This is a genomic window from Vibrio chagasii (genome assembly GCF_024347355.1).
GTDB classification, from domain to species: Bacteria; Pseudomonadota; Gammaproteobacteria; order Enterobacterales; family Vibrionaceae; genus Vibrio; species Vibrio chagasii.
In genome coordinates, this window is sequence record NZ_AP025465.1 from 760188 (window position 1) to 786507 (window position 26320).

21 protein-coding genes and 1 riboswitch are annotated in these 26320 nt (G+C 45.7%); of the genes, 9 read left to right on the plus strand and 12 right to left on the minus strand.

Annotated elements, in window-relative coordinates; genetic code table 11:
* Window positions 1-22: 22 nt before the first annotated feature.
* From OCV52_RS03385 to OCV52_RS03400, 4 genes are all read right to left on the minus strand, one after another.
* Complete coding sequence (locus OCV52_RS03385) at window positions 23-1012, minus strand: GGGtGRT protein (protein WP_137407368.1); 990 nt, start codon at window positions 1010-1012, stop codon at window positions 23-25.
* Window positions 1013-1036: 24 nt separating this feature from the next.
* The gene (locus OCV52_RS03390) at window positions 1037-1729 is read right to left on the minus strand and encodes an iron-sulfur cluster assembly scaffold protein (protein ID WP_137407367.1); all 693 of its coding nucleotides are present in this window, start codon (window positions 1727-1729) and stop codon (window positions 1037-1039) included.
* Between the two features lie 193 nt (window positions 1730-1922).
* A riboswitch (Fluoride riboswitch) is annotated at window positions 1923-2006 on the minus strand.
* A gap of 154 nt (window positions 2007-2160) precedes the next feature.
* Window positions 2161-2454: a YebG family protein gene (locus tag OCV52_RS03395; protein WP_008223840.1), complete on the minus strand. Its 294-nt coding sequence runs from the start codon at window positions 2452-2454 to the stop codon at window positions 2161-2163.
* Window positions 2455-2542: 88 nt separating this feature from the next.
* Window positions 2543-3439, minus strand: a complete 897-nt coding sequence (locus tag OCV52_RS03400; protein WP_019823882.1) for a LysR family transcriptional regulator — start codon at window positions 3437-3439, stop codon at window positions 2543-2545.
* Window positions 3440-3599: 160 nt separating this feature from the next.
* On the opposite strand from OCV52_RS03400, the gene OCV52_RS03405 reads away from it, so the two are divergent.
* The 5 genes from OCV52_RS03405 (at window position 3600) to recD (ending at window position 14493) form a co-directional block, all read left to right on the plus strand.
* Entirely contained in the window at window positions 3600-4595 is a 996-nt protein-coding gene (locus OCV52_RS03405) for a TDT family transporter (RefSeq protein ID WP_170222439.1), read from the plus strand.
* Between the two features lie 127 nt (window positions 4596-4722).
* Complete coding sequence (gene recC / locus OCV52_RS03410) at window positions 4723-8199, plus strand: exodeoxyribonuclease V subunit gamma (RefSeq protein WP_137407365.1); 3477 nt, start codon at window positions 4723-4725, stop codon at window positions 8197-8199.
* 6 nt (window positions 8200-8205) lie between these two features.
* Window positions 8206-8367, plus strand: a complete 162-nt coding sequence (locus OCV52_RS03415) for a hypothetical protein (protein WP_170222438.1) — start codon at window positions 8206-8208, stop codon at window positions 8365-8367.
* A 241-nt stretch (window positions 8368-8608) separates the two neighbouring features.
* Window positions 8609-12283: an exodeoxyribonuclease V subunit beta gene (gene recB / locus OCV52_RS03420; protein WP_137407364.1), complete on the plus strand. Its 3675-nt coding sequence runs from the start codon at window positions 8609-8611 to the stop codon at window positions 12281-12283.
* Entirely contained in the window at window positions 12283-14493 is a 2211-nt protein-coding gene (gene recD / locus OCV52_RS03425; RefSeq protein WP_137407363.1) for an exodeoxyribonuclease V subunit alpha, read from the plus strand. Before recB ends, recD begins: the two co-directional genes overlap by 1 nt.
* Window positions 14494-14545: 52 nt before the next feature.
* Here the strand turns inward: recD and OCV52_RS03430 are convergent, their stop codons facing one another.
* Together OCV52_RS03430 and argA are read right to left on the minus strand one after the other, a co-directional pair.
* Entirely contained in the window at window positions 14546-14737 is a 192-nt protein-coding gene (locus tag OCV52_RS03430) for a hypothetical protein (RefSeq protein WP_008223046.1), read from the minus strand.
* 294 nt (window positions 14738-15031) lie between these two features.
* Entirely contained in the window at window positions 15032-16369 is a 1338-nt protein-coding gene (argA, locus tag OCV52_RS03435) for an amino-acid N-acetyltransferase (RefSeq protein WP_137407362.1), read from the minus strand.
* Window positions 16370-16530: 161 nt separating this feature from the next.
* On the opposite strand from argA, the gene OCV52_RS03440 reads away from it, so the two are divergent.
* The 4 genes from OCV52_RS03440 to csdE all read left to right on the plus strand — a co-directional run bounded on the left by OCV52_RS03440 (window position 16531) and on the right by csdE (window position 19594).
* Window positions 16531-17004: a DUF2850 domain-containing protein gene (locus OCV52_RS03440; RefSeq protein WP_004737604.1), complete on the plus strand. Its 474-nt coding sequence runs from the start codon at window positions 16531-16533 to the stop codon at window positions 17002-17004.
* Window positions 17005-17085: 81 nt separating this feature from the next.
* Window positions 17086-18198 (plus strand): murein transglycosylase A, encoded by a 1113-nt coding sequence (gene mltA / locus OCV52_RS03445; RefSeq protein ID WP_137407361.1) that lies wholly within the window; start codon window positions 17086-17088, stop codon window positions 18196-18198.
* A gap of 113 nt (window positions 18199-18311) precedes the next feature.
* Window positions 18312-19121, plus strand: a complete 810-nt coding sequence (tcdA, locus tag OCV52_RS03450; protein ID WP_004737606.1) for a tRNA cyclic N6-threonylcarbamoyladenosine(37) synthase TcdA — start codon at window positions 18312-18314, stop codon at window positions 19119-19121.
* A 41-nt stretch (window positions 19122-19162) separates the two neighbouring features.
* The gene (csdE, locus tag OCV52_RS03455; RefSeq protein ID WP_137407360.1) at window positions 19163-19594 is read left to right on the plus strand and encodes a cysteine desulfurase sulfur acceptor subunit CsdE; all 432 of its coding nucleotides are present in this window, start codon (window positions 19163-19165) and stop codon (window positions 19592-19594) included.
* 257 nt (window positions 19595-19851) lie between these two features.
* Here csdE and csdA read toward each other — a convergent pair whose 3' ends face one another.
* The 6 genes from csdA to OCV52_RS03485 form a co-directional block, all read right to left on the minus strand.
* Window positions 19852-21063, minus strand: a complete 1212-nt coding sequence (gene csdA / locus OCV52_RS03460; RefSeq protein ID WP_137407359.1) for a cysteine desulfurase CsdA — start codon at window positions 21061-21063, stop codon at window positions 19852-19854.
* Window positions 21064-21150: 87 nt separating this feature from the next.
* On the minus strand, window positions 21151-22044 hold the full coding sequence (gene panE / locus OCV52_RS03465) for a 2-dehydropantoate 2-reductase (RefSeq protein ID WP_137407358.1): 894 nt from the start codon (window positions 22042-22044) through the stop codon (window positions 21151-21153).
* 110 nt (window positions 22045-22154) lie between these two features.
* A complete protein-coding gene (locus OCV52_RS03470) occupies window positions 22155-22976 on the minus strand; it encodes a nucleoside-specific channel-forming Tsx family protein (RefSeq protein WP_102285238.1) in 822 nt (273 codons plus the stop codon).
* A gap of 781 nt (window positions 22977-23757) precedes the next feature.
* Window positions 23758-25116: an AmpG family muropeptide MFS transporter gene (locus OCV52_RS03475; RefSeq protein WP_137407357.1), complete on the minus strand. Its 1359-nt coding sequence runs from the start codon at window positions 25114-25116 to the stop codon at window positions 23758-23760.
* Between the two features lie 53 nt (window positions 25117-25169).
* The gene (locus tag OCV52_RS03480; protein ID WP_102423845.1) at window positions 25170-25718 is read right to left on the minus strand and encodes a peptidylprolyl isomerase; all 549 of its coding nucleotides are present in this window, start codon (window positions 25716-25718) and stop codon (window positions 25170-25172) included.
* The gene (locus tag OCV52_RS03485; protein WP_004737614.1) at window positions 25718-26287 is read right to left on the minus strand and encodes a YajG family lipoprotein; all 570 of its coding nucleotides are present in this window, start codon (window positions 26285-26287) and stop codon (window positions 25718-25720) included. The genes OCV52_RS03480 and OCV52_RS03485 overlap by 1 nt, the downstream gene beginning before the upstream one ends.
* Between the last annotated feature and the right edge of the window lie 33 nt (window positions 26288-26320).

Sequence of the window (26320 nt, forward strand, 5' to 3'; positions counted from 1 at the left end):
ATGGTGACAATCACTTCTATCATTATGCGTTTTGAGACTCGCTTACCGCGACAGCTAGTGCAACCGTAGCACCTACCATTGGGTTGTTACCCATGCCGATGAAGCCCATCATAGCAACGTGAGCAGGAACTGAAGAGCTACCTGCAAACTGAGCGTCTGCGTGCATTCTGCCCATAGTATCTGTCATGCCGTAAGACGCAGGGCCTGCCGCTACGTTGTCTGGGTGCAATGTACGACCTGTACCACCGCCTGAAGCGACTGAGAAGTAAGGCAGACCTTGGCGAGTACGCTCTGCTTTGTAGATACCCGCAACAGGATGTTGGAAGCGTGTTGGGTTGGTTGAATTACCTGTAATGCTCACATCCACCTCTTCTCTGTGCATGATTGCGACACCTTCACGAACATCATCAGCGCCGTAACATAAGATCTCTCCGCGAGGGCCATTTGAGAAACGGCGACGTTCTGTTTCAACGAGTTCACAGGTTTGGTAGTCGTATTGAGTGCGCACGTAAGTGAAGCCATTGATGCGTGAGATTAAGTACGCCGCATCTTTACCTAAACCATTTAGGATAACTCTTAATGGATTTTTACGTGATTTATTGACGTTTAGTGCGATTTTAATTGCGCCCTCAGCGGCAGCAAAAGACTCGTGACCTGCAAGAAAAGCAAAGCAGTGGCTCTCTTCATTCAGAAGACGAGCAGCAAGCGCACCATGACCAATACCAACTTGACGTTGCTCGGCAACACTACCGGGTTTTGTGAATGCTTGGAGGCCTTCACCGATGATGTTGGCTGCTTGTTCAGCGTTGCTCGCTTTACGGAATAGAGCCATGGCTGTACCTAAGGTGTATGCATCGGCTGCACTTTCAAACGCAATTGGTTGAGTGTCCATCACCAAAGTTTTTGGGTCTACATTGTGGGCTTTACAGTATTGCTCTGCTTGCGCCAAAGAGTCGAAGTTCATTTCTGCCAATGCGCGAGTTACTGATTCATTAAGTTGAGTGTTCATAATATCTTTCCTCTAAATTGGCAAAAATTACTGTTGGCGTGGGTTCATCTTGGTCACGGCTTCATCGAAGCGACCATAAGTCCCTGTAGCAAGGTCAGCCGCTTCATTGGCTGGCACACCTTGATTAATCGCCTTCATCATTTTGCCGAGGTTGAGATACTCGTAACCAATCACTTCGCTGTGGTCATCAAGTGCAAGCTTAGTCACATAGCCCTCTGCGAGTTCTAGGTAACGGACGCCTTTTGCTGCGGTTGAGTAGCTGGTACCAACTTGGCTGCGCTGGGTTTGACCTAAGTCTTCCAATGCAGCACCGATCTCTAGGCCACCTTCAGAGAAAGCAGATTGAGTTCGACCGTAAACAAACTGCAGGAAGATTTCGCGCATCGCGACGTTAATCGCGTCACACACTAAGTCAGTATTAAGTGCTTCTAGGATAGTTTTTCCGGTGAGGATTTCAGCGGCCATCGCGGCAGATTGTGTCATGCCTGAGCAGCCGATAGTCTCGATGAGTGCTTCTTCGATAATGCCGTTTTTCACGTTGAGAGTCAGTTTTGCCGCGCCTTGTTGTGGTGCACAAGTGCCTACGCCATGGCTTAAGCCAGAAATAGCGATGACATCTTTTGGGCTAACCATGGCGCCTTCAACTGGAATTGGAGCCGAGTTGTGAAGATCACCCCTTTGAATAGGGCACATGGATTGAATTTCTGAAGAGTAATGCATAATGTTTTCTCACTAATAAAGTCGTATTGACCTAGGGCGTTGAGAAAACAGGACGTGTTGGAAGAGGTGCGGCTAATTCACTACAGATCTTGAGTATCGATAATCCAAAGGAGTAATGGAACTTGGTCTTAATAGACGCAGCCCATTTCAAAATGGAGGAGTAGCGATACATCCAACAGTATTACCTGTTTTCGATTCTGTAGGAGTCATTAGCACGGTTCAAAAGAACGGGCGGTTGAAGCAAAAGCTTAGGTGGAACCCCATCACCTGATGGCAATAGATTAGATCTTTATCACACTTTTGTGCAAGCGAATGTTTAGAGCTATTTCGACTATAAACAAGCATCATTATATTTCGATAAGTATAAAAAAACGCCAATGACTGACTCTGATTAGAGGTGTCATTGGCGTTTTTTAGAAAGCTTCAGCTAATTAAGCTGCATCTTCTTCTGCGTCTTCAACCGCTTCAAGCTTCTTCGCTTTTTTCGGAGCTGGTTTACGCTTCGCACCTAATGCGTAAAGAACTTCTTCTTTGTTCTTAGCTAGGTACATTGCAAGTTCTTCTTGCTTGCCTTCATCTTCAACTAAATCGCTTTTGCCTAACAGTTCAAAAAGCTCATCAGCCATATCCAGCATTTTGTCGTATGCGTCAGCTTCGGCTTTAGAGGTAAAAGTCATTTTCTCTTCTCCGTTGCGTTCCACCACGTACTTGACGATAACAGCCATGGTTAATCCTCTAAGTTTGATAAATTTTACTGGCTTTTTATACAGTTTCTGAGGCTAAAAGTCCAGTTGGAGCCCGCACTATGCGGTCTTAATCTTGATGTGTCGCCCAGTCTTCACAATAACTCATGAAAGATTTCAGTAATGGGCTTTGGTATTTGTCTTTGTGGACCAGCATCCAGAAGCGACGTTTCATATCAAGTGGCACATTAAGCGCTTTTACTCGGCCTGAATCGATCGCTCGCTGAGCAGCTAAACGAGACAAACAGGCAAAGCCAAGACCGGCAGAAACAGAGTTGATGATTGCTTCTGTGGTGTTGAGCTCAAAAGACTCATACCAATGCTCGATGCGTGGTGCGACGGCTCGTAGGAAAAACTCACGCGTTCCTGAACCGGATTCGCGCAATATCCAATGGCTGTCTTCTAAATCTCGCAACGCGATTTTGTCTTTTGCCACTAAAGGATGTTGATTACTAACGATAATACACATTTCATCGCTACTAAACTGGCTAGAGATCAACTCCGGATGGAGTGTTTTTCCTTCAATTAACGCGATATCCAGTTCATAATCCACCAACTTTTGACAGATCAGGGCACTGTTTGAGATGAACAAACTCTGGTCTTGGTGCTGAGTTTTTTCTCGAAAGCCAGACAAAATAAAAGGCGCAACCTGATTACCGATCGTGTCACTCGCGCCAACCTTGAGATTGCCACTTAAGGGCTGGTCATCACGGAATAGAACATCGATGCCTGCGGCCCGGTGAAGAATCTCATCAGCCAAAGGAAGCAGTTTGTGTCCTTCTTGATTGAGAATTAATCGGTTGTTGACCCGGTCAAATAGAGAGTGCCCTAGCTGTTTTTCCATTTCACCGAGTGCCATGCTAACCGCGGCTTTAGAGAGAAACAGAGCTTCCGATGCGGCGGTAAGTGTCGAATGCTGGGTAATGGTGACAAACACTTTGAGCTGTTTGATTGAGATATTAGCCATCAGGTTCCTACTTTTACGCTGCTGGTGGAATTGGTTGTTCAGTATTGATGAACGCTTGTTATATATAATTGGATATAACTTAACGAAGTGCAAGCGTATTATGGCTTCAACAAGCTGATGAGTTCACAAGTTTTGTGAATTAAGTTCAAGAGAGGCTCACATGATTCAACGTATTAAATATAGATTAACAGGAGCTCCAACACCCATGGCAGGGTTAGCACTAGCAATCGCAAGCTTAGGCTGGTGCTGGGATGGCGTTTTAGTCGCACAAGGTATTTTACACACTCCTGGTTTAGTGCAGTGGATCAGTGCGGGTATCGCGGCGGTATTACTTCTTGTTTTAGCTGTGAAATTTTTGATTCATGGCCATCTATTGCGTGAAGATCTTGCTCACCCTGTAGTGGGGAGTGTAGTACCAACATTTGCGATGGGTTGCATGGTGGTGTCAGCATCTTTAGCGCCGATTTCTCAATTTTTACAAGAAGCGATGTGGCTTGCAGCGGTTGCTCTACACGTTGTGTTCTTAGTGAGCTTTTTGTATCACAGAGCTAAAAACTTTGAGATTCACCATATGGTGCCAAGTTGGTTCGTACCGCCAATCGGTATCATTGTGGCAGACGTATCTTTCTCGGGTAACCCAGTTTTAGAGCCTGTAGCGAACGCGACTTTGGTATTCGGCTTATTGGTTTACGCTGTGATGCTACCACTGATGGTTTACCGTTTGATCTTCTCTCACGAAGTGCCAGATGCAGCAAAACCAACCATTGCGATTATGGCAGCACCAGCAAGCCTATCTTTGGCGGGATACCTAACAGTGACAGCAAGCCCTTCACCAGTGATCATTGGGTTGTTATTTGGTATTGCTGTGTTGATGACGTTCATTATCTACATGGCGTTTTTCAAACTACTTCGTCTGCCATTCAGCCCTGGCTATGCAGCGTTTACCTTCCCAATTGTGATTGGTGCAACAGCCTTGTTTAAATTGGCTGCGTGGATGCAAGCACAAGGTATTGAAGCGCATTACATTAGCCAAGTGTTTAACCTAGCTTATTTAGAGCTGATTGTTGCGACGTTGGTGGTAGGTTATGTCGCTGTTCGTTACTACATGAACTACAAACCTCACCGTGTTTTAAGTGCGGTAGCGGGCAGATTGTAAAGGGCAATAGTTCAAAAGATAAACGGACCTTAAGCTTTCGGTATTTCATAAGCTTATATTCCTCATTCAAACTCAGCACTTATGCTAATCTGGCAGTATATTGTGGCAAGATTAGCGTGAGTGCACTTTGTTTACTGTTTACCATTCCAATAAAGTTGATACTTTAAAAATTCTTCTCGTTCACTTAATCAAAAGTGACCCTTTAGCCAATCCTTTCGAAAAAGAGCAGATCTTGGTTCAGAGCCCGGGTATGTCTCAATGGCTTAAGATGGAACTCGCCAAAGAGTTTGGTGTAGCAGCAAATATCGATTTTCCTCTTCCAGCGACCTTCATTTGGGATATGTTTACCCAAGTGCTTCCTGATGTACCGAAACGCAGTGCTTTTAACAAAGAAGCGATGACGTGGAAGCTAATGAGTTTGCTACCTGCGAAGCTTGACCACCCTGATTTCTTACCCCTACAGCGCTATCTTGAAAACGACGAAGACGGCTCTAAGTTGTATCAATTAGCCGAGAAAATTGCCGATATCTTCGATGGCTACTTGGTGTATCGACCTGAGTGGATGGCGATGTGGGAAGCGGGAGAACCCGTTGCAGAATTGATTGATAGTGAAGGGCAGCAAGAGCACCCTTGGCAGCCAATTTTGTGGAAGGCACTCTACGAGCAAACGCTCTCTCAAGGCCAATCGAAATATCACCGTGGTAATTTGTATCACGACTTCATTGAAGCGTTAGCTAATCAACAAGGCCAGTTACAACACCTGCCGAAACGTCTGTTTGTGTTTGGTATTTCGTCACTGCCTCCTCGCTACATGGATGCCTTGAAAGCGCTTGGCGAGCAGATTGATGTGCACTTGATGTTCACCAATCCTTGCCAACATTACTGGGGCGATATTCGTGACCGTAAATACTTGGCGAGAGTGGAAGCGCAGCGTCGTAAGCAGTTTGCTTTGGTTGATGGTTTACCTCAGCTTGAGGGCGAAGTCTCACCACTGAAAGATGGCATTGAAGCCAATATTGAAGACGAACTGCATACCAGCCAAGCGGTCGGTAATAGCTTACTTGCGTCTATGGGTAAACTGGGCAGAGATAACCTGTTCTTGCTGTCTCAATCAGACAGCGAAGAGCATGAGTTCTTTATTGATGTCGAGAGAGACAGCCTGCTGCATCAACTGCAAGCCGATATTCTTGAGTTAGAAGAGCACCAAGACGATCACATCTTAGACTCCAGCAACCATAAACAAGTGGTTGAGCTGGGCGATCGTTCGTTGACGGTACACGCTTGTCACAGTCCAATGCGCGAGGTTGAAGTTCTTCATGATCAGTTGTTAGCAATGTTTGACGCTGACCCAACATTAAAGCCACGCGACATCATCGTGATGGTGGCAGACATCAATGCTTACAGCCCTGCTATTCAGGCGGTATTTGGTAATGCTCCGGGTGAGCGTTATATCCCTTACTCGATCTCGGATCGAACGGCAGACCAAGAGAGCCCGATTCTGACCGCGTTTATGCAGTTGGTCGCGCTACCAAACACGCGCTGCTTAGCCTCTGAACTTCTAGAGCTACTAGAAATCCCAGCGATGATGGCACGCTTTGGTATTGATGAATTTCAATTCGAGCAAGCCAAGCAGTGGGTTGAAGAAGCGGGGATCCGCTGGGGCGTCGATTCTTCTACCGCAACCGAGTTTGATTTGCCTGCCACCGAGCAAAATACCTGGCTATTTGGTATCCAGCGCATGCTACTGGGCTATGCGATGTCGGATTCTGCAGGTTTGTTTGAAACTGAACACTCTCCAATTGCAGCTTATAACGAAGTTCAGGGCATTAACGCCGAACTTGCAGGTAAGTTAGCGCACTTTATTGATAGTATTGCCCATTACCGTCAACGCCTTGCCAAGACGCAATCCATCGATATGTGGCGTGAAACCTTGCTGCAAATGATTGATGATTTCTTCGCCGTTGAGCTAGAAGGCGAGGTGGTGCTTAAGTCGATTCGTGATGCACTTTCTCAACTGAATGAACAGCTTGATGATGCCTTGTACGAACAAGAGCTATCGCCAAGCATTATCTATCAGTACTTGAATAATAAACTGTCGGGCGCGCGTATTAGTCAGCGTTTCTTAGCGGGGCAAGTGAACTTTTGTACCCTGATGCCGATGCGTTCTATCCCGTTCAAAACTGTTTGTCTATTAGGCATGAATGACGGTGTTTACCCTCGCTCAATGCCGCCAGAAGGTTTCGATTTGATGAATGGGCGCACTCGACCTGGTGACCGTTCTCGTCGTGATGATGACCGTTACCTATTCTTAGAGGCGATGTTGTCGGCGCAAGAGTGTTTATACATCAGTTATGTCGGCCGCTCGATTCAAGATAATACTGAGCGAGTACCGTCGGTATTGGTTTCAGAGTTGATTGAGTACTGCCAGCAAAACTACTGCCTAAGTGCAGATCAAGCGCTACCAAGTGATGGTTCTGGTATCAAGCTGACTCAAGCGATCAGCTTTGAGCACACCATGACGCCGTTCAGCCCGGCAGCCTTTACACAAGGTGATGCAAGTCATGTATTGAGCTACGCCAAAGAATGGCTTCCTGCAGCTAACCGTTCCGGTGAGCGCAGTGGTGAATTCAATCGTGCCTTGGATGACTATTTGCTTGGTGCGACTTATCCGTTAGAACTCGATTTGGTTGAGCTACAGCGTTTCTGGCGCTTGCCAGTGCAATACTTCTTTAATCGCCGCTTAAAGGTAGTGTTTGAGCCGCCGCTTCCGGTAATGGAAGACGATGAGCCATTCGTGCTTAATGGCTTAGAGAGCTTCCAGCTTAAAGATGCTTTGCTCCAAGTACTACTCGATCACCCAGCAGGGGCAGATGAAGCGGTTCGCTTGTTTGTTTCTGAACAAAAGGCACAAGGTCGCTTACCGGTTGGTGCTTTTGGTGATATCGAGTTTGAAACCAACCGTGTTCAAGCGGAAGATTTAGCCAAAGAGATTCGATTTGTAAGTGGGCAGCCACAACAAGATCTCGAGGTAAATATTGAATTTGACGTGCTAGGCGAGGGCAAGCCGGTTCGTTTGATGGGGTGGCTGACTCAAAATTATCAATCGGGCTTAGTACGCTTCCGTAGCGGTAAAATTCGTTCGCAAGACTACTTGGCTGCGTGGATCGATCACTTGTGTTGCGCAGTGATGGGGCACGGCAAAACGACTCATATTATTGGCTACGACAGAAAAGAAGGTGTGGTGCACCAAACGCTACAACCTATCGGCGATACGCAGCAGGCGAAGAGTTTATTGGCTGAGTTAGTACGACTGTTTTATCAAGGTATGACAGCACCACTGCCGTATTTCCCGAAAACCGCCTTGGCCGGCGTTGAAGCGGGCTTTAGCCGTGGTAAATGGGTCGATGATGAAGAGAAGTCGCTCAAGAAAATGGCCGATACTTTTAATGATAGCTTCGCTTTCACGGGCGAGGGTCGAGATAGCTACATCTCGCGTATTTGGCCTAAGTGGGACGAGGAGCTGGCGGCTGAGTCGCGTATGTATTCAACGCTTGTGTTACAGGCGGCAAGGTTGGCTGCTGCCGATCTGGAAGATCAGGAGTAAGTGGCTGTGATCGACAAGATCAGTAGCGTGTGCGCTGAATTAATGAAAAACGAAAGAGAGTCGCTGGTAAGCATTTGGGGTGCTTACTTTCCAGGTAAAGGGAATCAAGGTGAACAGAAGCAAGGTACAGGAAATAAAGTGGCCGCCAGTAAATCATTATTAGTGTAGGGCGTTCGCTGTACGGCCACAGGTCAGAGGGACCATTATTCTGTGGTTCAAAGTAACGCCATAAAGTACAAAACTCGTACGCGCTCCTGAACTCGTGGGCGCATAGTAGCGAGGCGATCCGAATTGATCCGTGAGAGAGATCGCACTAACTATTAACAAATCAGCGTAGGACGTAAATTGAATGACGTTTTCCACGCTAGGTCACATTTGTAACAACACATTTATCAGAAGGCAGTAAGGCATGACGACCACAAGCAGTGTTCAGGTAATTGCTCCACAGACACTCAATACCATGACGTTTCCACTTCATGGCGCGCGTTTAATTGAAGCATCGGCGGGTACCGGTAAAACATTTACCATCGCTGGCTTGTACTTACGCTTACTGCTCGGACACGGCACGGCAGCACCACAAGGCGAGCTCGCGGAAGCTACCCGACATCACGAGCCACTGACCGTAGATCAAATCCTAGTCGTGACTTTTACCGAAGCAGCAACCGCAGAGCTGCGTGACCGTATCCGTGCTCGAATCCATGATGCTCGGATTGCGTTTGCTCGCGGGCAAAGTGACGACCCAGTGATTGCTCCTTTGCTGCAAGAGATCGAAGACCACGCTGGCGCTGCAAAAACACTGCTCAATGCGGAAAGGCAAATGGACGAAGCTGCGGTATACACCATTCACGGCTTCTGTCAGCGAATGTTGACTCAAAATGCCTTCGAGTCAGGAAGCCGCTTTGATAATGAATTTGTGACCGATGAAAGTCACCTAAAAGCGCAAGTGGTAGCTGACTACTGGCGTAAGCAGTTTTACCCGCTGCCGATTCAACTGGCTGGTGAGGTTCGTAATATCTGGGGTTCACCGGCTGCATTATTAGCAGACGTCAATCGTTATCTGACGGGCTCTCCATTGAAGCTAACCGTCGACGCGATGTCGGGGGATTTGCAAACTCTGCACAACCAAAACCTAGATAAAGTGAAGCAACTTAAAGCGCTGTGGTGTGAATCCGAAGCGGACTTTTTGGCTTTGATCTCAGGTTCTGATGTGAACAAGCGCAGTTACACCAAGAAGTCTCTGCCGACATGGTTAGAGGCGGTGACGGCATGGGCGCAAAGTGATACCCATGATTATCAATATCCAGACAAGTTAGAGAAGTTCTCTCAAGCCACTCTAATCGAGAAAACACCGAAAGGCACTGCGCCTCAGCATGCTGTTTTTGAAGCGATTGAAGATTTCTTAAATAACCCTGCCGACTTGAAAGCTCCGTTATTAGCGCATGCGATTACTCACTGTCGAACTATGTTAGCCAAGGCAAAACAGCAGAAGCAGTGGTTATCATTTGATGACTTGTTGACTCAGTTATCCGCGTCGATTGATGTCGATGAACAATCTTTGCTGGTGGAAAGAATTCGCACACTCTACCCGGTTGCGATGATCGATGAATTCCAAGATACCGATCCACTGCAATACAGTATTTTTAGCCGAATCTATCTCGATAATCCGCAGTGCGGCTTGTTTATGATCGGTGACCCGAAGCAGGCTATTTACGGCTTCCGTGGCGCAGATATCTTTACCTATATCAAAGCGAGAAACCAAGTTAGTGCTCACTACACCTTAGGCACTAACTGGCGTTCAAGTGCGGATATGGTTAGTGCAGTAAACCAAGTGTTTATGAACTCGGATAGCCCGTTTATTTACGACCAAGACATACCATTTTTGCCTGTTGCTGCCAGTCCATCAGCCGACAAACGCCAATGGGTGATGAACGGAGAAACTCAGCACGCACTCACCTTTTGGCTACAAGAGGCTGAAGATAAGCCGTTACCTAAGGGCGAATATCACAAGGCAATGGCTGAGGCGACGGCGAGTCAAATTCAAACCATTCTGACCGCTTCTCAAAACCAGCAAGCCTATTTCGATAACGGCAAAAAACAACATGCCGTGAATGCGGGCGATATTGCTGTCTTGGTTAGAACTGGTAGTGAAGGTCGTCTGATCAAGAACGCGCTGTCTGAACAAGGCATTGCAAGTGTGTATCTTTCGAACCGAGACAGTGTATTCACCAGCTTGATTACCCAAGATATTCAACGCTTGCTACAAGCTGTGCTGACCCCTGAAAACGACCGTGCATTGCGCGCGAGCTTGGCCTCTGAGTTGTTCGCTCTGGATGCGGCTTCATTGGATGAACTCAACAATGATGAAGTGGTGTGGGAAAACGTTGTTAACGAATTTCGTGAGTATCGTAAGTTGTGGCTTCAGCGTGGCGTGTTACCAATGCTTCGCAGCGTGATCAGCAAGCGACATTTGGCGGAACGCTTGCTGGAAGAAGACAATGGTGAGCGCTCACTCACTGATTTGATGCACATAGGTGAATTGCTGCAACAGGCAAGACAAGAGCTCGACAGCGACTATGGTTTGTTGCGTTGGTTGGCAGAAGCGATTTCCGATGCACAAAATGGTTTAGGCGGTAGTGAAGATGATATTCAACGCCTTGAATCAGAGAGAAACTTGGTTCAAATCGTTACTATCCATAAGTCGAAAGGTTTGGAATATGACTTAGTATTCCTGCCATTTGTTGCGAGTTACCGAGAAGCGAGCGAAGGCAAATTCTACGACCATGATTCAGACACCACAGTACTGGATATTACCGGTAGTGATAGTGCTTTAGCCCAAGCGGATAAAGAGCGACTCGCGGAAGACCTGCGTTTGATTTATGTAGCGCTGACTCGTGCCGTTTATGGCTGTTTCATTGGCATGGCACCACTGCGTAAAGGGCGTTCAACCAAAGAGCCTACCGGCGTGCATTTGAGTGCGATGGGCTATTTGGTTCAAAATGGTCAAGAGCAAGGTATTGCCGAATTGCATCAGGCTCTTGCAGCCATTGAGAGTAAGAACTCAAGGGTCCTGCTAGCCGAAACACCAACCGCTCACGAGCAAGTGTTTGTACAAACGGAGCAAGTGAGTGAAGACTTATATGCGAACGAACTCAAGGCTTCAATCGACAGGGCTTGGCGTATCACCAGTTACTCGGGGCTTGTAAAGCAAGGCAGTCACGGTGCGAGTCATGACGCGACCATTGAGGTGTCTGGTTTTGATATTGACTCGGCAGATGAGCAGGATGAGTCTGAGTTGATTGAACCTGAACGCTCTATCTTTACGTTCCCTCGTGGTGCTCGTCCGGGTACTTTCTTGCACACCTTGTTTGAGGAAGTTGAGTTTACCGAGCCAGCAACCAGCGAACACAACACGCAAGTAATCACTCACTTATTAGAGTCAGAGCAATACGAATTAGAGTGGCTACCTGTGCTTCAACAACTGGTTGATACGGTGCTGAACACCGCATTGGATGGCAAGAACTTAAAACTAAGCGAGAAAGACTCAACACAACGCTTAGTTGAGATGGAGTTCTTACTGCCAATCGAAGTGTTGGCTGCATCTGAATTGAATCAAACCATTCAATATCACGATCCGTTATCGGCTAAAGCGGGCGACCTAGGTTTTCAAACCGTGCAAGGCATGTTGAAAGGCTTCATCGATTTGGTGTTCGAGCATCAAGGTAAATACTATGTACTCGACTGGAAATCGAACCACTTAGGAGATGATGTTGCCGTCTACCATGGTGAAGCATTGAAATCGGCGATGGCCGACCATCGCTATGATCTGCAATACCAAATCTATGCATTGGCGCTGCACCGCTTTTTGCGTAGTCGTGTTGCCAATTACAGCTACGAACAACATTTTGGTGGCGTGTACTATTTGTTTTTACGAGGAATGGACGGCCAATCTCAGCAAGGTATTTTCTCCGCTAAACCAACGCTGGCTTTACTTGATGAAATGGATCAATTGATTGACGGAAAAGTGATAGACAGACGTTCAGCACAATTGAATGACGATGAAACTGGACAGATGGGGCTTTTATAATGACAACAACGACCACTAATACCAGCATAGATACTGCGAACACAGCAAAGCCAATTTCACTTATTCCTGAGCAACTTATGGATGTACTCAAGTTTCTTGCGGATAAGGGTTCTATTCGTCAGTTGGATTATCAATTTGCTCGTTTTATTGCTCAGCAAGCTACGAGCTACCCTCAAGAGATCGGCTTTCTCGCTGGGGTAGTGAGCCATGAATTAGGCAAAGGGCATATTTGTACTCAGCTGATACAGCAGCACACGACTGGCCACGAACAAACGGCAGATCTAGCTCAGTTACTTGGGTTGTACGGTGAAACGGCTCTGCAATTGAATCAAAAGTTGTTAGGTATTGATTGGTTGGCGGTACTTCAATCGTCCAATTTAGTTGGAGCAACCAATGACTGTGTTAAGCCGCTGATGTTTGATGGGCAGCGTGTCTACTTACAGCGTTACTGGAACTACGAGGTTGTGCTGGCAGACACGTTAAACCGTTTAAGTAAGCCGGTAGAGTTCAATATTGAACAGAAAAAGGCGCTGACGGAAACCCTCAATCAGCTATTTACGCGCAGTTATCACTTTCTGTTTAATGCCTTAGCCAAGGCTGAAGCAAATCAACAAACGTCTCAGGTATTACGTCAACAGCTGGTGTGTGATCATCTTGATATTGTCGATGAGCAATCTCTGAATTGGGGGGCAATCGACCAAGCGATCGTCCAAGTGAAGCAGGTAACGGACTTAGATGTTCTAGATGGTTTAGTACCGCTATCAGCATGTTTGAACTGGCAAAAAGTGGCGGCAGCGGTGGCACTGAGTCGTCGTTTTGCGGTGATTTCCGGAGGGCCGGGTACCGGTAAAACAACCACGGTAACCAAGTTATTGTCGGCGATGGTCGAGCAATCACTAAGCCAAGGTAAAATCCCAACGATTAAGCTCGTGGCACCAACGGGTAAAGCGGCGGCACGTTTAACTGAATCAATCGGTAAAGCGATTGAGCAACTGCCATTAGCGCCTGAAGTAAAAGCCAACATACCAACGGAATCAAGCACCTTACACAGATTGCTCGGTGCGATTCCCAACCGTGCTGAGTTTAGACATAACCGACGTAATCCACTTCACCTTGATATCTTGGTGGTGGATGAAGCGTCGATGGTTGATCTGTCAATGATGTATAAGCTGGTGGATGCGCTCCCTGACCACGCAAGGCTGATTCTGCTTGGGGATAAAGACCAACTGGCTTCCGTGGAGGCTGGGTCAGTGTTAGGTGACATCTGTTCGTTTAACTCTGCTGGTTATAGCAGCGCGCAAGGCAACTTGATTGCGGAGATGACAGGCTTTGATGCGATAGCCAATTCACAGCAGACAAAAGCGGGAGTCGTTAATCCTCCGGCGATTGCAGACAGCCTATGTATGCTGCAGAAGAGTTACCGTTTCGATGCCCGCTCTGGTATTGGTCAGCTGGCAAAAGCAATCAATAACGGCTCTGCGAATCAAGTAGACCAAGTGTTTGCCAAAGGGTTTGGCGATATTGAGAACCATCCTCTATCGAGTGACAGCTATAACTTGATGCTGCGTACCTTGGTTAATGAGTATGGTGCATATCTCAATAGAATGAATGTACCGTTGGAAGAGTTAGAAACTCAAGAAGCGAGAGCCAAATCGGTACTCGATTTGTTCAGCCAATGTCGACTGTTGTGTTCTATTCGTGAAGGTGATTTTGGTGTTAAAGGCCTCAACTACAGAATTGAAAGAGCGCTTGCCGCAAGGCGTTTAGTGAATCCACACAATGATGAATTGTGGTATCACGGGCGACCTGTAATGGTAACGCGTAACGATCATGGCTTGGGTTTATACAATGGTGATATTGGTATCTGCATGCTTGAATCGGATTCAAGCCACTCTGACTCTGCACCTAGATTGAAGGTTTATTTTGAGTTGCCCGATGGCAGCGTAAAGGCGGTGCTACCAAGCCGAGTACCAGATCATGAAACGGCTTATGCAATGACGATTCACAAATCGCAGGGCAGTGAATTTGATCTGACCTTAATGATCCTGCCGCCAGATTTCAGCCCAATTTTGACGCGAGAGCTTATATACACAGGTATTACGCGTGCGAAGAAACGACTGATGATGTTCAGTGATACTAACGTATTAAAGCGTGGAATTAAGGTGAAAACAGAGCGAGTGAGTGGTTTAGGAAGCCGCTTAACTAGCTAAAGGTGATAGAGGTACATGTACAAAGCAACCATCCCTGGTTGCTTTGAGCGTGCTAGGAATCAGTGCCTAAAAACGCTCGAGTAAACGATATGTGGTTTATCTTGTATTTTGCTTGGCAATTCAAAATAAACTCTTTTAGATTTTCGCTCACAGGGAACACGCAGTGAACGTCTAGCCCTTCTAAGAATTGGTTATCAGCCATATCCCAAAAACTTTGCAGCGAGTTACAAACAATGGTTCTCATATCAATGTTGCTCTTTTTGCTGTTTATATCAACGACCAGAGCATCAAGCGCCTGCTGATCGTTAACGGGTATAGCAATCCGTGCAGTAACCACGTCGATTCGCTCAAATGATTTGTGTCATAGGGCGGTCGAGGTGGTCATTCCAATAAAAACATTTGTTATTTTGTTAAAGCGACCAAATTCTAAACAATTTTGTTTGTGAGTTAAAGTGCATACCTAATAAACCTCATATAGAAAACGATTACATTTGCAATTATTTTTCCTGTGAAGTGAGATTTTAGTCCAAAACTTTGTTTACACATTTAACGCTAAGATTTTTGAGTTACGTTGATAGTTGTATAGGCCTTGTTTTTCCATCGGTAGCTCATCAACTCCAATCTCGTAAAACCCTTGTTCACGGAACCAATGCAGGCTATGTGTGGTTAACACAAAAATTTGGTCGATATCTCGAGACTTCGATTGATGACGCATATAGTCCAGTAATATTTGCCCGCGGTTGCCATCACGATAATCAGGATGGATAGCTACACAAGCCATCTCCGCCATATGATCTTCAGGGTATGCGTAAAGTGCCGCGCAACCGATAATCAGCCCATCTTTTTCAATAATGGTAAATCGGTGGATCTCTTGCTCTAGCTGTTCTCTAGAGCGGCGTACTAAGATGCCTTGTTCTTCAAGAGGGCGAATAAGGTCAAAGATGCCGCCAATGTCGTCAATCTGAGCTTGTCTTACTTGCTCGGCGCTCGCCATCACAACTTGGGTTCCAATACCATCGAAAGAGAACAGCTCTTGGATCAGGGCGCCATCCACTTTGTAGCTGATTAAGTGGCAACGAGGTACGCCCGCACGACAAGCGGAAATTGCTCCCTTTAGGAAGCGCATGGTCCCGGTGCTCATGTCTTCAACTGGATTCTGACTTTCGGTTAAGCGCTCTAGAATGAGTTTAGCGTCTTTAGGAAAGAGCTCGGCGAGCACATTGCCGTTTTGATCTGTCACCCCTTGCTCAGAGCAAAAGCCAATAAGCTTGTCGGCTTTTAAACGAATGGCTACCTGGGTTGCAACCTCTTCAGAAAGCAGGTTAAAGCTTTCGCCTGTTACAGAACTAGCAATCGGGCCAAGCAATACAATAGATCCTTGGTCGAGTGTGCGATTAATCCCTTCGATATCGATTCGACGAATACGCCCGCTATGGCAATAGTCGGTGCCATCATCAACTCCCAGCGGCTGTGCCGTAATGAAGTTGCCACTCATCACGTTGAGTTGAGTGCCCGCCATTGGCGTGTTGTTTAAGCTCATTGAAAGACGTGCGGTGATGGCTAGTTGAAGCTGTCCAGCAGCCTGCATAGCCACACCCAGAGCATATTCATCGGTGACTCTAATGTTCTTATGATAGGGTGTGTGGCAATCTTGTTTTGCTAGCAGTTGGTTGATCTGTGGTCTTGCACCGTGAACGAGAACAATCTTTACTCCAAGACTGTGGAGCAGAGCGATGTCACTAATTATGTTACCAAAGTTCTTATCGGCAACGGCTTCGCCTCCCAGCATTATGACCATGGTTTTGCCACGGTGTGCGTTTACATAGGGGGTTGATTGTCTAAAGCCTTTTACTAGCGCAGTACTTCTTAGTTTCACAGAACAAATCCATTTTGTTTATTTATTCGATAATTTAGCATTTAAATTCAAATTTAAACAACATCTTTTTGGAATAAAGCGCAAACAATTCTCATCTAGGCTTCATTATATAAAGTGTCTCAGTGTAGAATGCGCACAGCATCTTCATGAGTAGTAACCGAATGCCACAAGCTTCAGCACAAAAGAATAAAATCGATGAGATTACTAAAGGCCTCTACAGTGAGGCTGAACAGCGCAACCAATCTCCATTGAAGCGCAAGATCATAGAGCGTTGCCTGATGGTGCTGGCTCTGGTCGGTTCGTTTGCTGTCGTATCGCTTTATGGTGATGTCATCACTCGCTTGCAAGAGGCTGCAACGCCAAATCATTTGCTTTATGGCACTTGGATTGAGCAAGATGTGGCTCATTATGCGACGGATGAGTTTGTGTTGAATGCCAATGGGGTTTCTGTCGCTGGATCGATTATCGCGACCAGTTTTGAATTTGACGGCAACTACTTCGAGTATAAAGCGGGAGATAAAACGTACCGCTTCCGAATGACCAATTCTGACAACACAGAAATGACGCTGGATTCAGAGAGTCATTACAATCCCGTCTTTCGTTTAAAAGGCCACACTGATAACTCCGTCCGATAGGTTATCTTCTTGTAAACTCTTACAAACTAAGATTGTGTTATCTGATCGTTTTTGTCATCCTCGATGAATAGAATTTTTAGGATGACTCTTGTGATTAAAAAATGGCTTCCCCTTGTCGCTGCCACTGTTTTATTTGGCTGTGCTCAACCCACCGATCTCGCTCAACAACATCTTGATGATGAATTTCCTCGCACCTTAAATAAGGTCGATGTAGTGGAGTCTAATAAACCAAGAGATTACACGGCATTTGCTGAGCAAGCTGAGATGGTTGTGTCTCGATCACCATCGATGGCGAAAATCTACGAGCCGCTATACAAGCAACTTAATGAGTGGGCGATGCTAAGTGGTGACCCAAGTGAACTCGCAAACTTTGGGGTTCAAACGGCTCAGCTTGGTGGTGGAGATAAGCAGGGCAATGTGCTTTTCACAGGATATTTCTCTCCAGTAATGGAACTGCGCTATGAAGCGAATGAAGAATACCGTTACCCGGTGTATGGACTGCCAGAGTGCGATAAAGAGTGTCCAACCCGTGAAGATATCTACAATGGCGCATTAGAAGGTCAAGGACTTGAGCTTGGCTACGCTGCCAACCGTATCGACCCGTTTATGATGGAAGTACAAGGCAGCGGTTTCGTGCATTTTGGTGATGACGATACCTTGCAGTATTTTGCTTACGCAGGAAAAAACAACAAAGCTTACGTGAGTATTGGTCGTGTTTTGATCGAACGAGACTTGGTTCCCCGCGAAAAGATGTCGTTGAAAGCGATCAAAGAGTGGGTGTTGGCGAATGATCCAGAAGTCGTTAAAGAGCTGTTAGAACAAAACCCATCTTTCGTATTCTTTGAAGCAAGAGATGACCTATCGGTAATGGGCAGCGCAGGAATCCCTCTATTACCAATGGCTGCAGTCGCCGGTGATCGCTCTATCTTGCCAATGGGAACGCCGATTCTTGCAGAAGTACCACTACTAAATGCCGACGGTACTTGGAGTGGAGCACACCAACTAAGACTGTTACTGGTTTTAGATACGGGTGGTGCGGTTAAGCAAAACCACTTGGATCTTTACCACGGTATGGGGCCACGTGCAGGTACTGAAGCGGGTCACTACAAGCATTTTGGTCGAGTGTGGAAATTGGGCTTAGATGGCAGTGCGACTGAAGCGCCTTGGGCTTTACCACCTGAAAAGGTCGAGTAAACGACAATAGAATAGGGCATTGAAAGCGAATCGCTAATCCCCTAGACTTTTTATTCAAGAGTGCGTATAAAACGCACTCTTTTCTTTTTCTCAGAAATAAATTGGCGGCAACAATGCGTGAATTGACTACTCCAGCTTCAGAAAACTATGACCAACGATTCGGTGGCACTCGTCGCCTGTATGGTAATAGTGAAGTCGACATACTTAGAGCGGCACATGTGTGTGTGATCGGTATTGGTGGCGTTGGTTCATGGGCGGTTGAAGCGCTTGCGCGTACTGGCGTGGGTGAGCTGACATTGATCGATATGGATGATGTGTGTGTGACGAACATTAACCGTCAGATTCATGCAATGTCAGGCACGGTCGGTAAGAGCAAAATCGAAGTGATGGCCGAGCGTGTTAAGCTGATTAACCCTGAGTGTAAAGTTAACCTGATCGACGATTTCATCGGTCCTGACAATCAGGCTGAATACCTGTCGAAAGAGTTCGATTTTGTATTGGATGCGATCGATAGCATGAAGGCTAAGGCTTCGCTATTGGCGTATTGCCGCAGCAACAAAATCAAAGTGATCACCACTGGTGGCGCGGGTGGTCAAATCGACCCAACGCAAATTAAAGTGGCGGATCTGACTAAGACGATTCAAGATCCGTTGGCGAAGAAACTAAAAGACACACTTCGTCGTCATCATAACTTCCCAAAGAATCCTGCGCGTAAGTTTGGCATCGATTGTGTGTTCTCGACTGAGCAGCTTAAATATCCTCAAGCGGATGGCAGTGTATGTGCTGCGAAAGCGACAGCCGAAGGTCCAAAACGTATGGATTGCGCGACCGGTTTTGGTGCTGCAACGGTAGTAACTGCGACGTTTGGCTTTGTTGCTGTTTCGCGCATAGTAGAAAAGATCATTCAAAAGCACAGTAAGTAACTCGTTACTGTACGTTTACTAAGAATTTACTGGATATAAAAATGATGTCATTCCCGAGCTCTCCATTTGGCAACGAAATTACTAGTGATGATATTGTCGCAAAAATGCAGGCTTTCAACGGTTGGGAAGACCGTTACCGTCAAGTAATTCAATGGGGTAAGAAACTGCCAGTAATGCCTGATGAGCTGAAAAGTGAGCAGGTAGTGGTATCTGGTTGTGAGAGCCAGGTGTGGTTAGTTTCGCAGAATATCGACGGTGTTTGGTACTTTTGTGCCGATTCAGACGCACGTATTGTACGCGGACTTATAGCATTAGTAATGGCGGCATATGACGGTAAAACATCAGAGCAAGTTCAAGCGTTCGACATTGATGGCTATTTCGACGAGATTGGCTTGATTACGCATTTGAGCCCTTCCAGAGGAAACGGACTTAAAGCGATTGTTGAGCAAATCAAGAACCTCGCTAGCTCGTAACTGTCCCAATACTTTTTCACAATATTGTTTTAAAGAGATTGCAGATACTTTGTTCCTCAGTTCTGGAATGACGATTTCTAACTGTATTTCGTCATTCCCTAAAGCGACGAAGAGGCATAATAAGGAATCTCGTTTGGATAGTATTGCTATTAGAGATTCCAGATACTTCGTTCCTCAGTTCTGGAATGACGAATTCTAACGGTGTTTCGTCATTCCCTAAAGCGACGAAGGAGCGTAATAGGGAATCTCGCCATCCCCTAAAGCATATCAACGGCTTTTTCTATCGCCGCTACGAGCTTTTCAACATCATCCATGTTGTTGTATATGCCAAATGAAATTCGCACGGTTCCTTTTACCTTGAGTGCATCCATTAATGGGTGTGCACAGTGATGACCAGCGCGAACGGCAATACCTTGTTGGTCGAGTAACGTCGCAATATCTTGATGGTGAACGCCATCCATCACAAAAGTAATGACGCTTGAATTGGGCTTATAACCGAGTATTTGGATGTCGTCCAATTGACTGAGTGCTTGATAAGTTTTGTGTTGTAGCTGGTGGATATGATCTTCCACGTCTTGTTGTTCAAACTGATTTAACCACTCGATTGCTGAACTTAAAGCGATAGCACCTGCTACGTTTGGTGTGCCTGCTTCGAACTTACCAGGCAATTCAGAAAACGTGGTGCCAGAAAAAGAGACGCGTTCAACCATTTTGCCACCGCCATGCCATGGCGGCATCGCTTCAAGCAATTCCAGTTTGCCGTAAAGTACGCCAATCCCTGCTGGGGCATAGAGTTTGTGCCCAGAGAATACGTAGAAATCTGCGCCCAAAGTGGCAACATCTACAGGTTCATGAACGATACCTTGTGCGCCATCGACGACAACCACGGCGTTCATCTCATGTGCCTTTTCGATAACTTGCTTAATCGGCTGGCGAGAACCCGTCACATTGGTTATCTGAGCTAGGGCAACAATCTTGGTTCGTTCCGTCAACACAGCATCAAAAGCGGCAAGATCAAACTCACAGTCAGATGTCATCGGGATTTTGATGACCTTAGCACCAGTTTGTTCTGCCACGATTTGCCAAGGGACGATGTTAGCGTGGTGCTCCATTTCGCTCACTAGAATTTCATCGCCTGGTTGAAGGGTACTTCTAGCGTAGGTTTGAGCGATAAGGTTGAGTGCTTCGGTGGCTCCGCGAGTCCAGATAATCTCTTTCGATGAGGCAGCGCCAATAAACTGAGCGACCTTGTCTCTAGCGGCTTCAAATTGGCTGGTGGCGTGCGCGGTTAAGCTGTGACTACCACGATGAACATTGGCATTCTGCTTGGAGTAATACTGGCTAATGGCATCAATAACTACCTGAGGTTTTTGTGTGGTTGCCGCGCTATCTAAGTAAATCAGTGGTTGCTGATTGATGGTTTGTGATAGCGCAGGGAACTGCTCTCGGATGTGATTGATATCAAGCATCTATTCTTACCTAAATCTTGGGAAATTGGTGCCAGCGTTATGCTGAGCTGTATCATTATTTTATCGCGACTTATTGATTGGCGCAGGCTAATCTTGTTTCTTCCAGCTACTTTCTTGTTCTTTGACTTGCGTGAGGAGTGTTTGGTTAACGGGAACGTCGATTTGATGCTTATGTGCTGTCTCTATTAGAAAGCCAGTAATGAAATCTATCTCGGTTCTTCTTTGATAGAACATGTCTTGTTTCATAGAGGAGTTATTCTTTGCCGTCGCTTGAATAACTTTGTTGACGTTAGTTTCCAATTCGTCGAACGAGCAACTAATGCCCTCTGCCTGCATAACTTGCGTCAGCTCTTCAATGATTGCGGTTAGAGTATTACCAAAGCGTGGTTCGGACAGCTCTCCATTCTTGATTTGCTCAAGGCCAGTTAGCGGGTTGATTGCACAATTGATTGCGAGTTTGGTCCACAAAGCGGTATGTATTTCTGGGTTCCAGCTGACGTTAGGCAATGCGTGATTAAGGACATCGACTAAGAAGGTGCATTTCTTTCCAGCTTGATTAAAAGCCCCTAACTGAGTTTGACCAGCACCAGTGTGAGATACACTATTACGATCAGGTTTGAATGCTGCTTGGGTGGTGGTTGCCAATACTATCGGATGAGCATCAATCTGAGTGGCTATCTCATCTACTGCTCCCATTCCGTTGTGCATGAACATAAGAATGGTATCAGGGTCGAGATATTGAAGTAACGGAGTGGTTGCTTCTTCTACTTGCCAAGCTTTGACCGTGACGATCACTAAGTCACTCGCAGATAGCTTTTCGATATTGTTGTTACTGAATGAAAGGGAAGCTTGTCCATCAAGCGATAAGTCAATTGAGTTATAAGTGGTACGACTCCACAAAGACACATTATGACCCGCTTGAAGTAGTTTTATCGCCCATAAAGAGCCGATGGCCCCAGGCCCAACAATCGTGATGTTCACAGCAATACCGAGATAAGAAAGTGATGCTGCAAGGATAGCGAGGCATTAAATGAAAGCAATAAAAAATGGCACCCGAGGGTGCCATTTTAGAAACTTTCTTAGAAGTTCGATTAGAACTTGTAAGTTACTGCTAGGTAGTGACCTACACCTGAAGAGTCAACAGTTTGAGTCCATGGGAGTGCTTCACCATCTGAAAAACCGTAGATGTCTTTGTATAGCTTCAAGCCGTAACCAACAGCGAATTGGTCTGAGTGCCAGTAGATACCGTTAAACATAGCACCGCCGTTTGACGTGTTAGTGTTGAACTTGTTACCAGCCTTGTCTTCCATACCGAATTGGTAATCGATGTAACCTTGGTAAGAGATGAATGAACCGTTCTCGAAGAAGTAGAATGGTTTGAACCAGTTAGTCGAGATTTGGAAACCGTTCCAGTCTTTGTCGTTACCGTAGTAAGAACTATATAGGTTTAGGCCAACTTTACCGAACCATGGAACCATGATGTCAGAGCCAAGACCGATCTTCTGGTTATTTACACCAGATTTACCACCCCATTCCATAAGAGATGCAACGTAAAGTTCTTGAACTGGACCGAAAGAAAGGTCTTTACCAGTTAGTCCGTCTAGAGACATACGAGGTGCGAACTTCATAAAGATTTTTTCTTCACCAGCTTTGTCGCTGCCTGGATCTGAAGTTAGGTTGAATACATCAACGTAACCGTAAAGATCAAAGATTCCCGAGCGGCCGCCAAATTCCATTTCTAAGTAATCGTGAGTTGACTCTGGGCCAGCGCCTTTCTCATCGATTGCAGCCATAAGGTTGAACTGCATCCACTTGTAATCGTTCTTGTGGATGTCGCCGTCAGAATAATCAGCCGCCATTACTGGAGCAGAAGCTGCTGCAAGTAGGCCAAGAGTTAAAAGTGATTTACGCATAATGGAACTCTCTATGTTTGAAATAAGTAACCCGCTAATCCGTGCGTGTTTATGATGTCCGAATGCCGAGCATAATAGCGATTTTGTTCTCAAATAAAAGTGAGAAGCGATGAAAATTGCAATTATTAAGGTGAACTTGATCACACTAATGATCTAAATGATGGAACTTTAAGATGGAAATGCATCTTGATGCACCACTGATTCTATTGATTTTTTGAAATTCGATTATTTTGTGGATAAATTGGTGAATTACTGCTCTAAGCAAACGATTCTACTGAATAGAGTGACATGCATATCAAAATCAACAGTATTCCTTTCTATGTAATTTTCTCTCTAAAAGCGGATAAATCTCTCCTCATATAAACCCACTTCCTGATCTATTTTTAACCAACTTCGTAATGGTGGTGGAATCAATTGATGAACGACTGACGTGATGAGTCGTCTGGAATTTGAACATGGTTGCTTTTTCTGTCACAGAACTCTTGAGACAGTTATTTGTACGAAACTCAAAGATTGCGTGAACGGTTTTTTTTACAGCGGGAACTTGCTCTGTGACATTCTTATTGCTGGCTAATTATCTATTGTCGAGGTGGATTCTGTAGCGACAACCATTAGCTAATGGAGTGTTGAATCAAGTGGTGGTGATTGATGATTCGATGGACGTCGGTTTTCACTTAATCGCGGGTGATACGACGGACTAATTGTGCTCCTAGAGTGACTGACAGTAAAAAAGAGAGGGTAGCGCAATGCTACCCTCTTTTTATTCTGTTTTCTTTTTCTCTTATTCGTGGTTGTTTTTAGCTTTTTCTAGTAAATCTGCGAAAAAGTGGCGCAGCGAATAGAGCATGATCAAACTTGGAATCACCATCAGTGCAGTCAGTATAAAGAAGGTTGACCAATCATTGAGGTAATCAACCAACTCACCACTGAAAGAAGCCAGTGTTGTGCGTCCTAAATTCCCTAAAGAGGCAAGCAAAGCATATTGCGTTGCAGAGAAAGCTTGACCAGTTACCATGGTAAGAAATGAAACGAAGGCCACCGTTGAAAAAGCAGCAGTAAAATTATCAACCATAAGAGTAGCAAGAAATAGCGGCTCATTCGGGCCTACATGAGCAATCCAAGCAAACATTAAATTACTGGCCGCCATCGCTATACCGCCGATCATTAACCCTCTAACTATGCCGAATTTTACGTTAACCATACTACCAATTAATGTGAATAGCATGGTGAGTCCCCAACCAATTAATTTTGAGTAGTAACCGATTTGTTCATTTGAGAATCCGACTTCTTTATAGAAGGTGATCGACATTCTTCCTAAGAAGGCTTCACCTATCTTAAATAGGAAGACGAATAGTATTAAGGTTAAAGCGACTCTGAAACCACTACGCTTGAAGAAGTCAATAAAAGGTTCTGCGACTGTAACTGTAAGCCAAACCACAACAGGATTGCCCACCATTTTACTATGGCGAAGCTCTGCTTCTGCTTGTAAGCTATCACGTCGAGTTTTAGGTTCCCCAACGAGTAATGTGAATAGCATTAGAATAGCGACAATACCAGCCATGCCGTAATACACCCCATTCCATCCAATAGAATCTGCATTAATAAAGGCAAGGTAACCAGGTAGAGAGTAGCCAGTCCACCAACCAACGACAGCCATTGCAGAGGCTTGTGGTAGTTTTGAAGCTTCTGATTTTGGGAAGGTATCGATACGAAATGCATCAATTGCGATGTCTTGAGTGGCTGAGGCAATGGCAATAGTGAGCGCTAACATTGAGGTAAACGCCAAATTCTCAGCAGGATTGACGCCAGCAATTAATAAGGTGCCAGCTAAAACAATAGATTGGCAGAAAAATATCCAACTGCGGCGCTGGCCGAGTATCGCGTGAAGTACCGGTAATTTGACTCGGTCTACCAGAGGTGCCCACAAAAAGTTAATGGCGTATACGGCAAATACACTACCAAAGTAACCAATTGCTGCACGGGTTAAACCTGCGTCTTTAAGCCAGCCAGACATGTTGGAGCCAATAAGAACCCACGGGAAGCCGCTTGAGCAGCCGAGCATGAACACCCACAGTAAGCGCTTATCGAGATAGCTTCGGAAAGTTTGCATCCAAGAAAGAGAGGGGGTGCCTAATGACATAGGTCGTCCTTGTATAGAAAAACGCCCTCAAGAAATAAGGGCGTTGCTTTAGATTACTTAAGAAGGGTCACTTTCGTGATGACAATTGGATCAGCAGGGATATCTGCCATACGACCCATTCTTTTAGTTGGAATGGTCGCCATCTTTTGAATTACGTCAAAGCCTTCGGTTACTTTACCAAATACTGCGTAGCCCGGGTTGCCGCCTTTCGCGTTTAGGAAATCGTTGTCTGCATAGTTAATGTAGAACTGACGAGTTGCAGAGTCTGGTGCGTTAGTGCGGGCCATTGCGATGGTTGCTGTGTCATTTTTCAGACCATTGCTACCTTCATTTTTGATCGGAGCATACGTTGCTTGTTGCTGCATGTCTTGATTGAAGCCCCCACCTTGCGCCATAAAACCAGGAATAACACGGTGGAAGATAGTGCCTTCGTAACTACCGTCTGCTACGTATTTAAGAAAGTTCTCAGAACTAATTGGTGCTTGCTCTTGGTTTAGCTCGATTGTGAAGTTACCTAGCGTCGTCTCCACATTCACTTTAGGGCCAGCCCACACGCTTACGCTCACTAACATGAGTGCGATAGAAGATAGAATACGACCCATTAGAAACGTTCCTTCATGTAAGTTTGCAGTTCTTGGTCATTAGCGATCTCTTTAAGCACTAAGTCGATAACATCGTTAAGTACCATTGCGATATCGTCGTTTGATGCGCTTAATGCTCCAGTGCGAGTTGCTGTACCATTGAATGTCTTAACCAGTTTGCCTTCTGGTGTTTCAGCCGTAACTTCAAGCGTTACTTTACCGTCCATTTGGTTTTCCATAATGGTGTGTTCTACGGTAACTAAAGCTTCTTGAATCTCTAAAACAACAGAGTTTTCGCTGTTGACGCTGGCACGAAAGCCTTGAGACTCAAATTGCTGTGCGATAGCGTTTTCTAGAGAAATGCGCATGTTTTGCTTAGCGTGAATTGGCTGAATGTTTGCTCGGCCGCTATCAACAAGTGCAACATACTGAGCAGCGCGAACATCTTTACTGGTTAGTGTGTAGGTTTTGCCTTGTACTAGGTTGCTTGAGCTTAGTGAAGCTTCTGGCATTACATTGATCTGTTCTTGCTGAGGGGCTGAACATGCTGTCAAAGCCATGATAGAAGCAGCCAAAATCAGTTTTTTCATTCCTTTATCCTTTCTAAATTCACACCAGAAGCT

Coding starts and splice junctions, on each gene's coding strand:
- OCV52_RS03390 (WP_137407367.1), bottom strand. CDS start 1,729: ATGCATTACTCTTCAGAAATTCAATCCATGTGCCCTATTCAAAGGGGT.
- OCV52_RS03395 (WP_008223840.1), bottom strand. CDS start 2,454: ATGGCTGTTATCGTCAAGTACGTGGTGGAACGCAACGGAGAAGAGAAA.
- OCV52_RS03400 (WP_019823882.1), bottom strand. CDS start 3,439: ATGGCTAATATCTCAATCAAACAGCTCAAAGTGTTTGTCACCATTACC.
- OCV52_RS03405 (WP_170222439.1), top strand. CDS start 3,600: ATGATTCAACGTATTAAATATAGATTAACAGGAGCTCCAACACCCATG.
- recB (WP_137407364.1), top strand. CDS start 8,609: ATGACGACCACAAGCAGTGTTCAGGTAATTGCTCCACAGACACTCAAT.
- recD (WP_137407363.1), top strand. CDS start 12,283: ATGACAACAACGACCACTAATACCAGCATAGATACTGCGAACACAGCA.
- OCV52_RS03430 (WP_008223046.1), bottom strand. CDS start 14,737: ATGAGAACCATTGTTTGTAACTCGCTGCAAAGTTTTTGGGATATGGCT.
- OCV52_RS03440 (WP_004737604.1), top strand. CDS start 16,531: ATGCCACAAGCTTCAGCACAAAAGAATAAAATCGATGAGATTACTAAA.
- mltA (WP_137407361.1), top strand. CDS start 17,086: ATGACTCTTGTGATTAAAAAATGGCTTCCCCTTGTCGCTGCCACTGTT.
- tcdA (WP_004737606.1), top strand. CDS start 18,312: ATGCGTGAATTGACTACTCCAGCTTCAGAAAACTATGACCAACGATTC.
- csdE (WP_137407360.1), top strand. CDS start 19,163: ATGATGTCATTCCCGAGCTCTCCATTTGGCAACGAAATTACTAGTGAT.
- csdA (WP_137407359.1), bottom strand. CDS start 21,063: ATGCTTGATATCAATCACATCCGAGAGCAGTTCCCTGCGCTATCACAA.
- OCV52_RS03470 (WP_102285238.1), bottom strand. CDS start 22,976: ATGCGTAAATCACTTTTAACTCTTGGCCTACTTGCAGCAGCTTCTGCT.
- OCV52_RS03475 (WP_137407357.1), bottom strand. CDS start 25,116: ATGTCATTAGGCACCCCCTCTCTTTCTTGGATGCAAACTTTCCGAAGC.
- OCV52_RS03480 (WP_102423845.1), bottom strand. CDS start 25,718: ATGGGTCGTATTCTATCTTCTATCGCACTCATGTTAGTGAGCGTAAGC.
- OCV52_RS03485 (WP_004737614.1), bottom strand. CDS start 26,287: ATGAAAAAACTGATTTTGGCTGCTTCTATCATGGCTTTGACAGCATGT.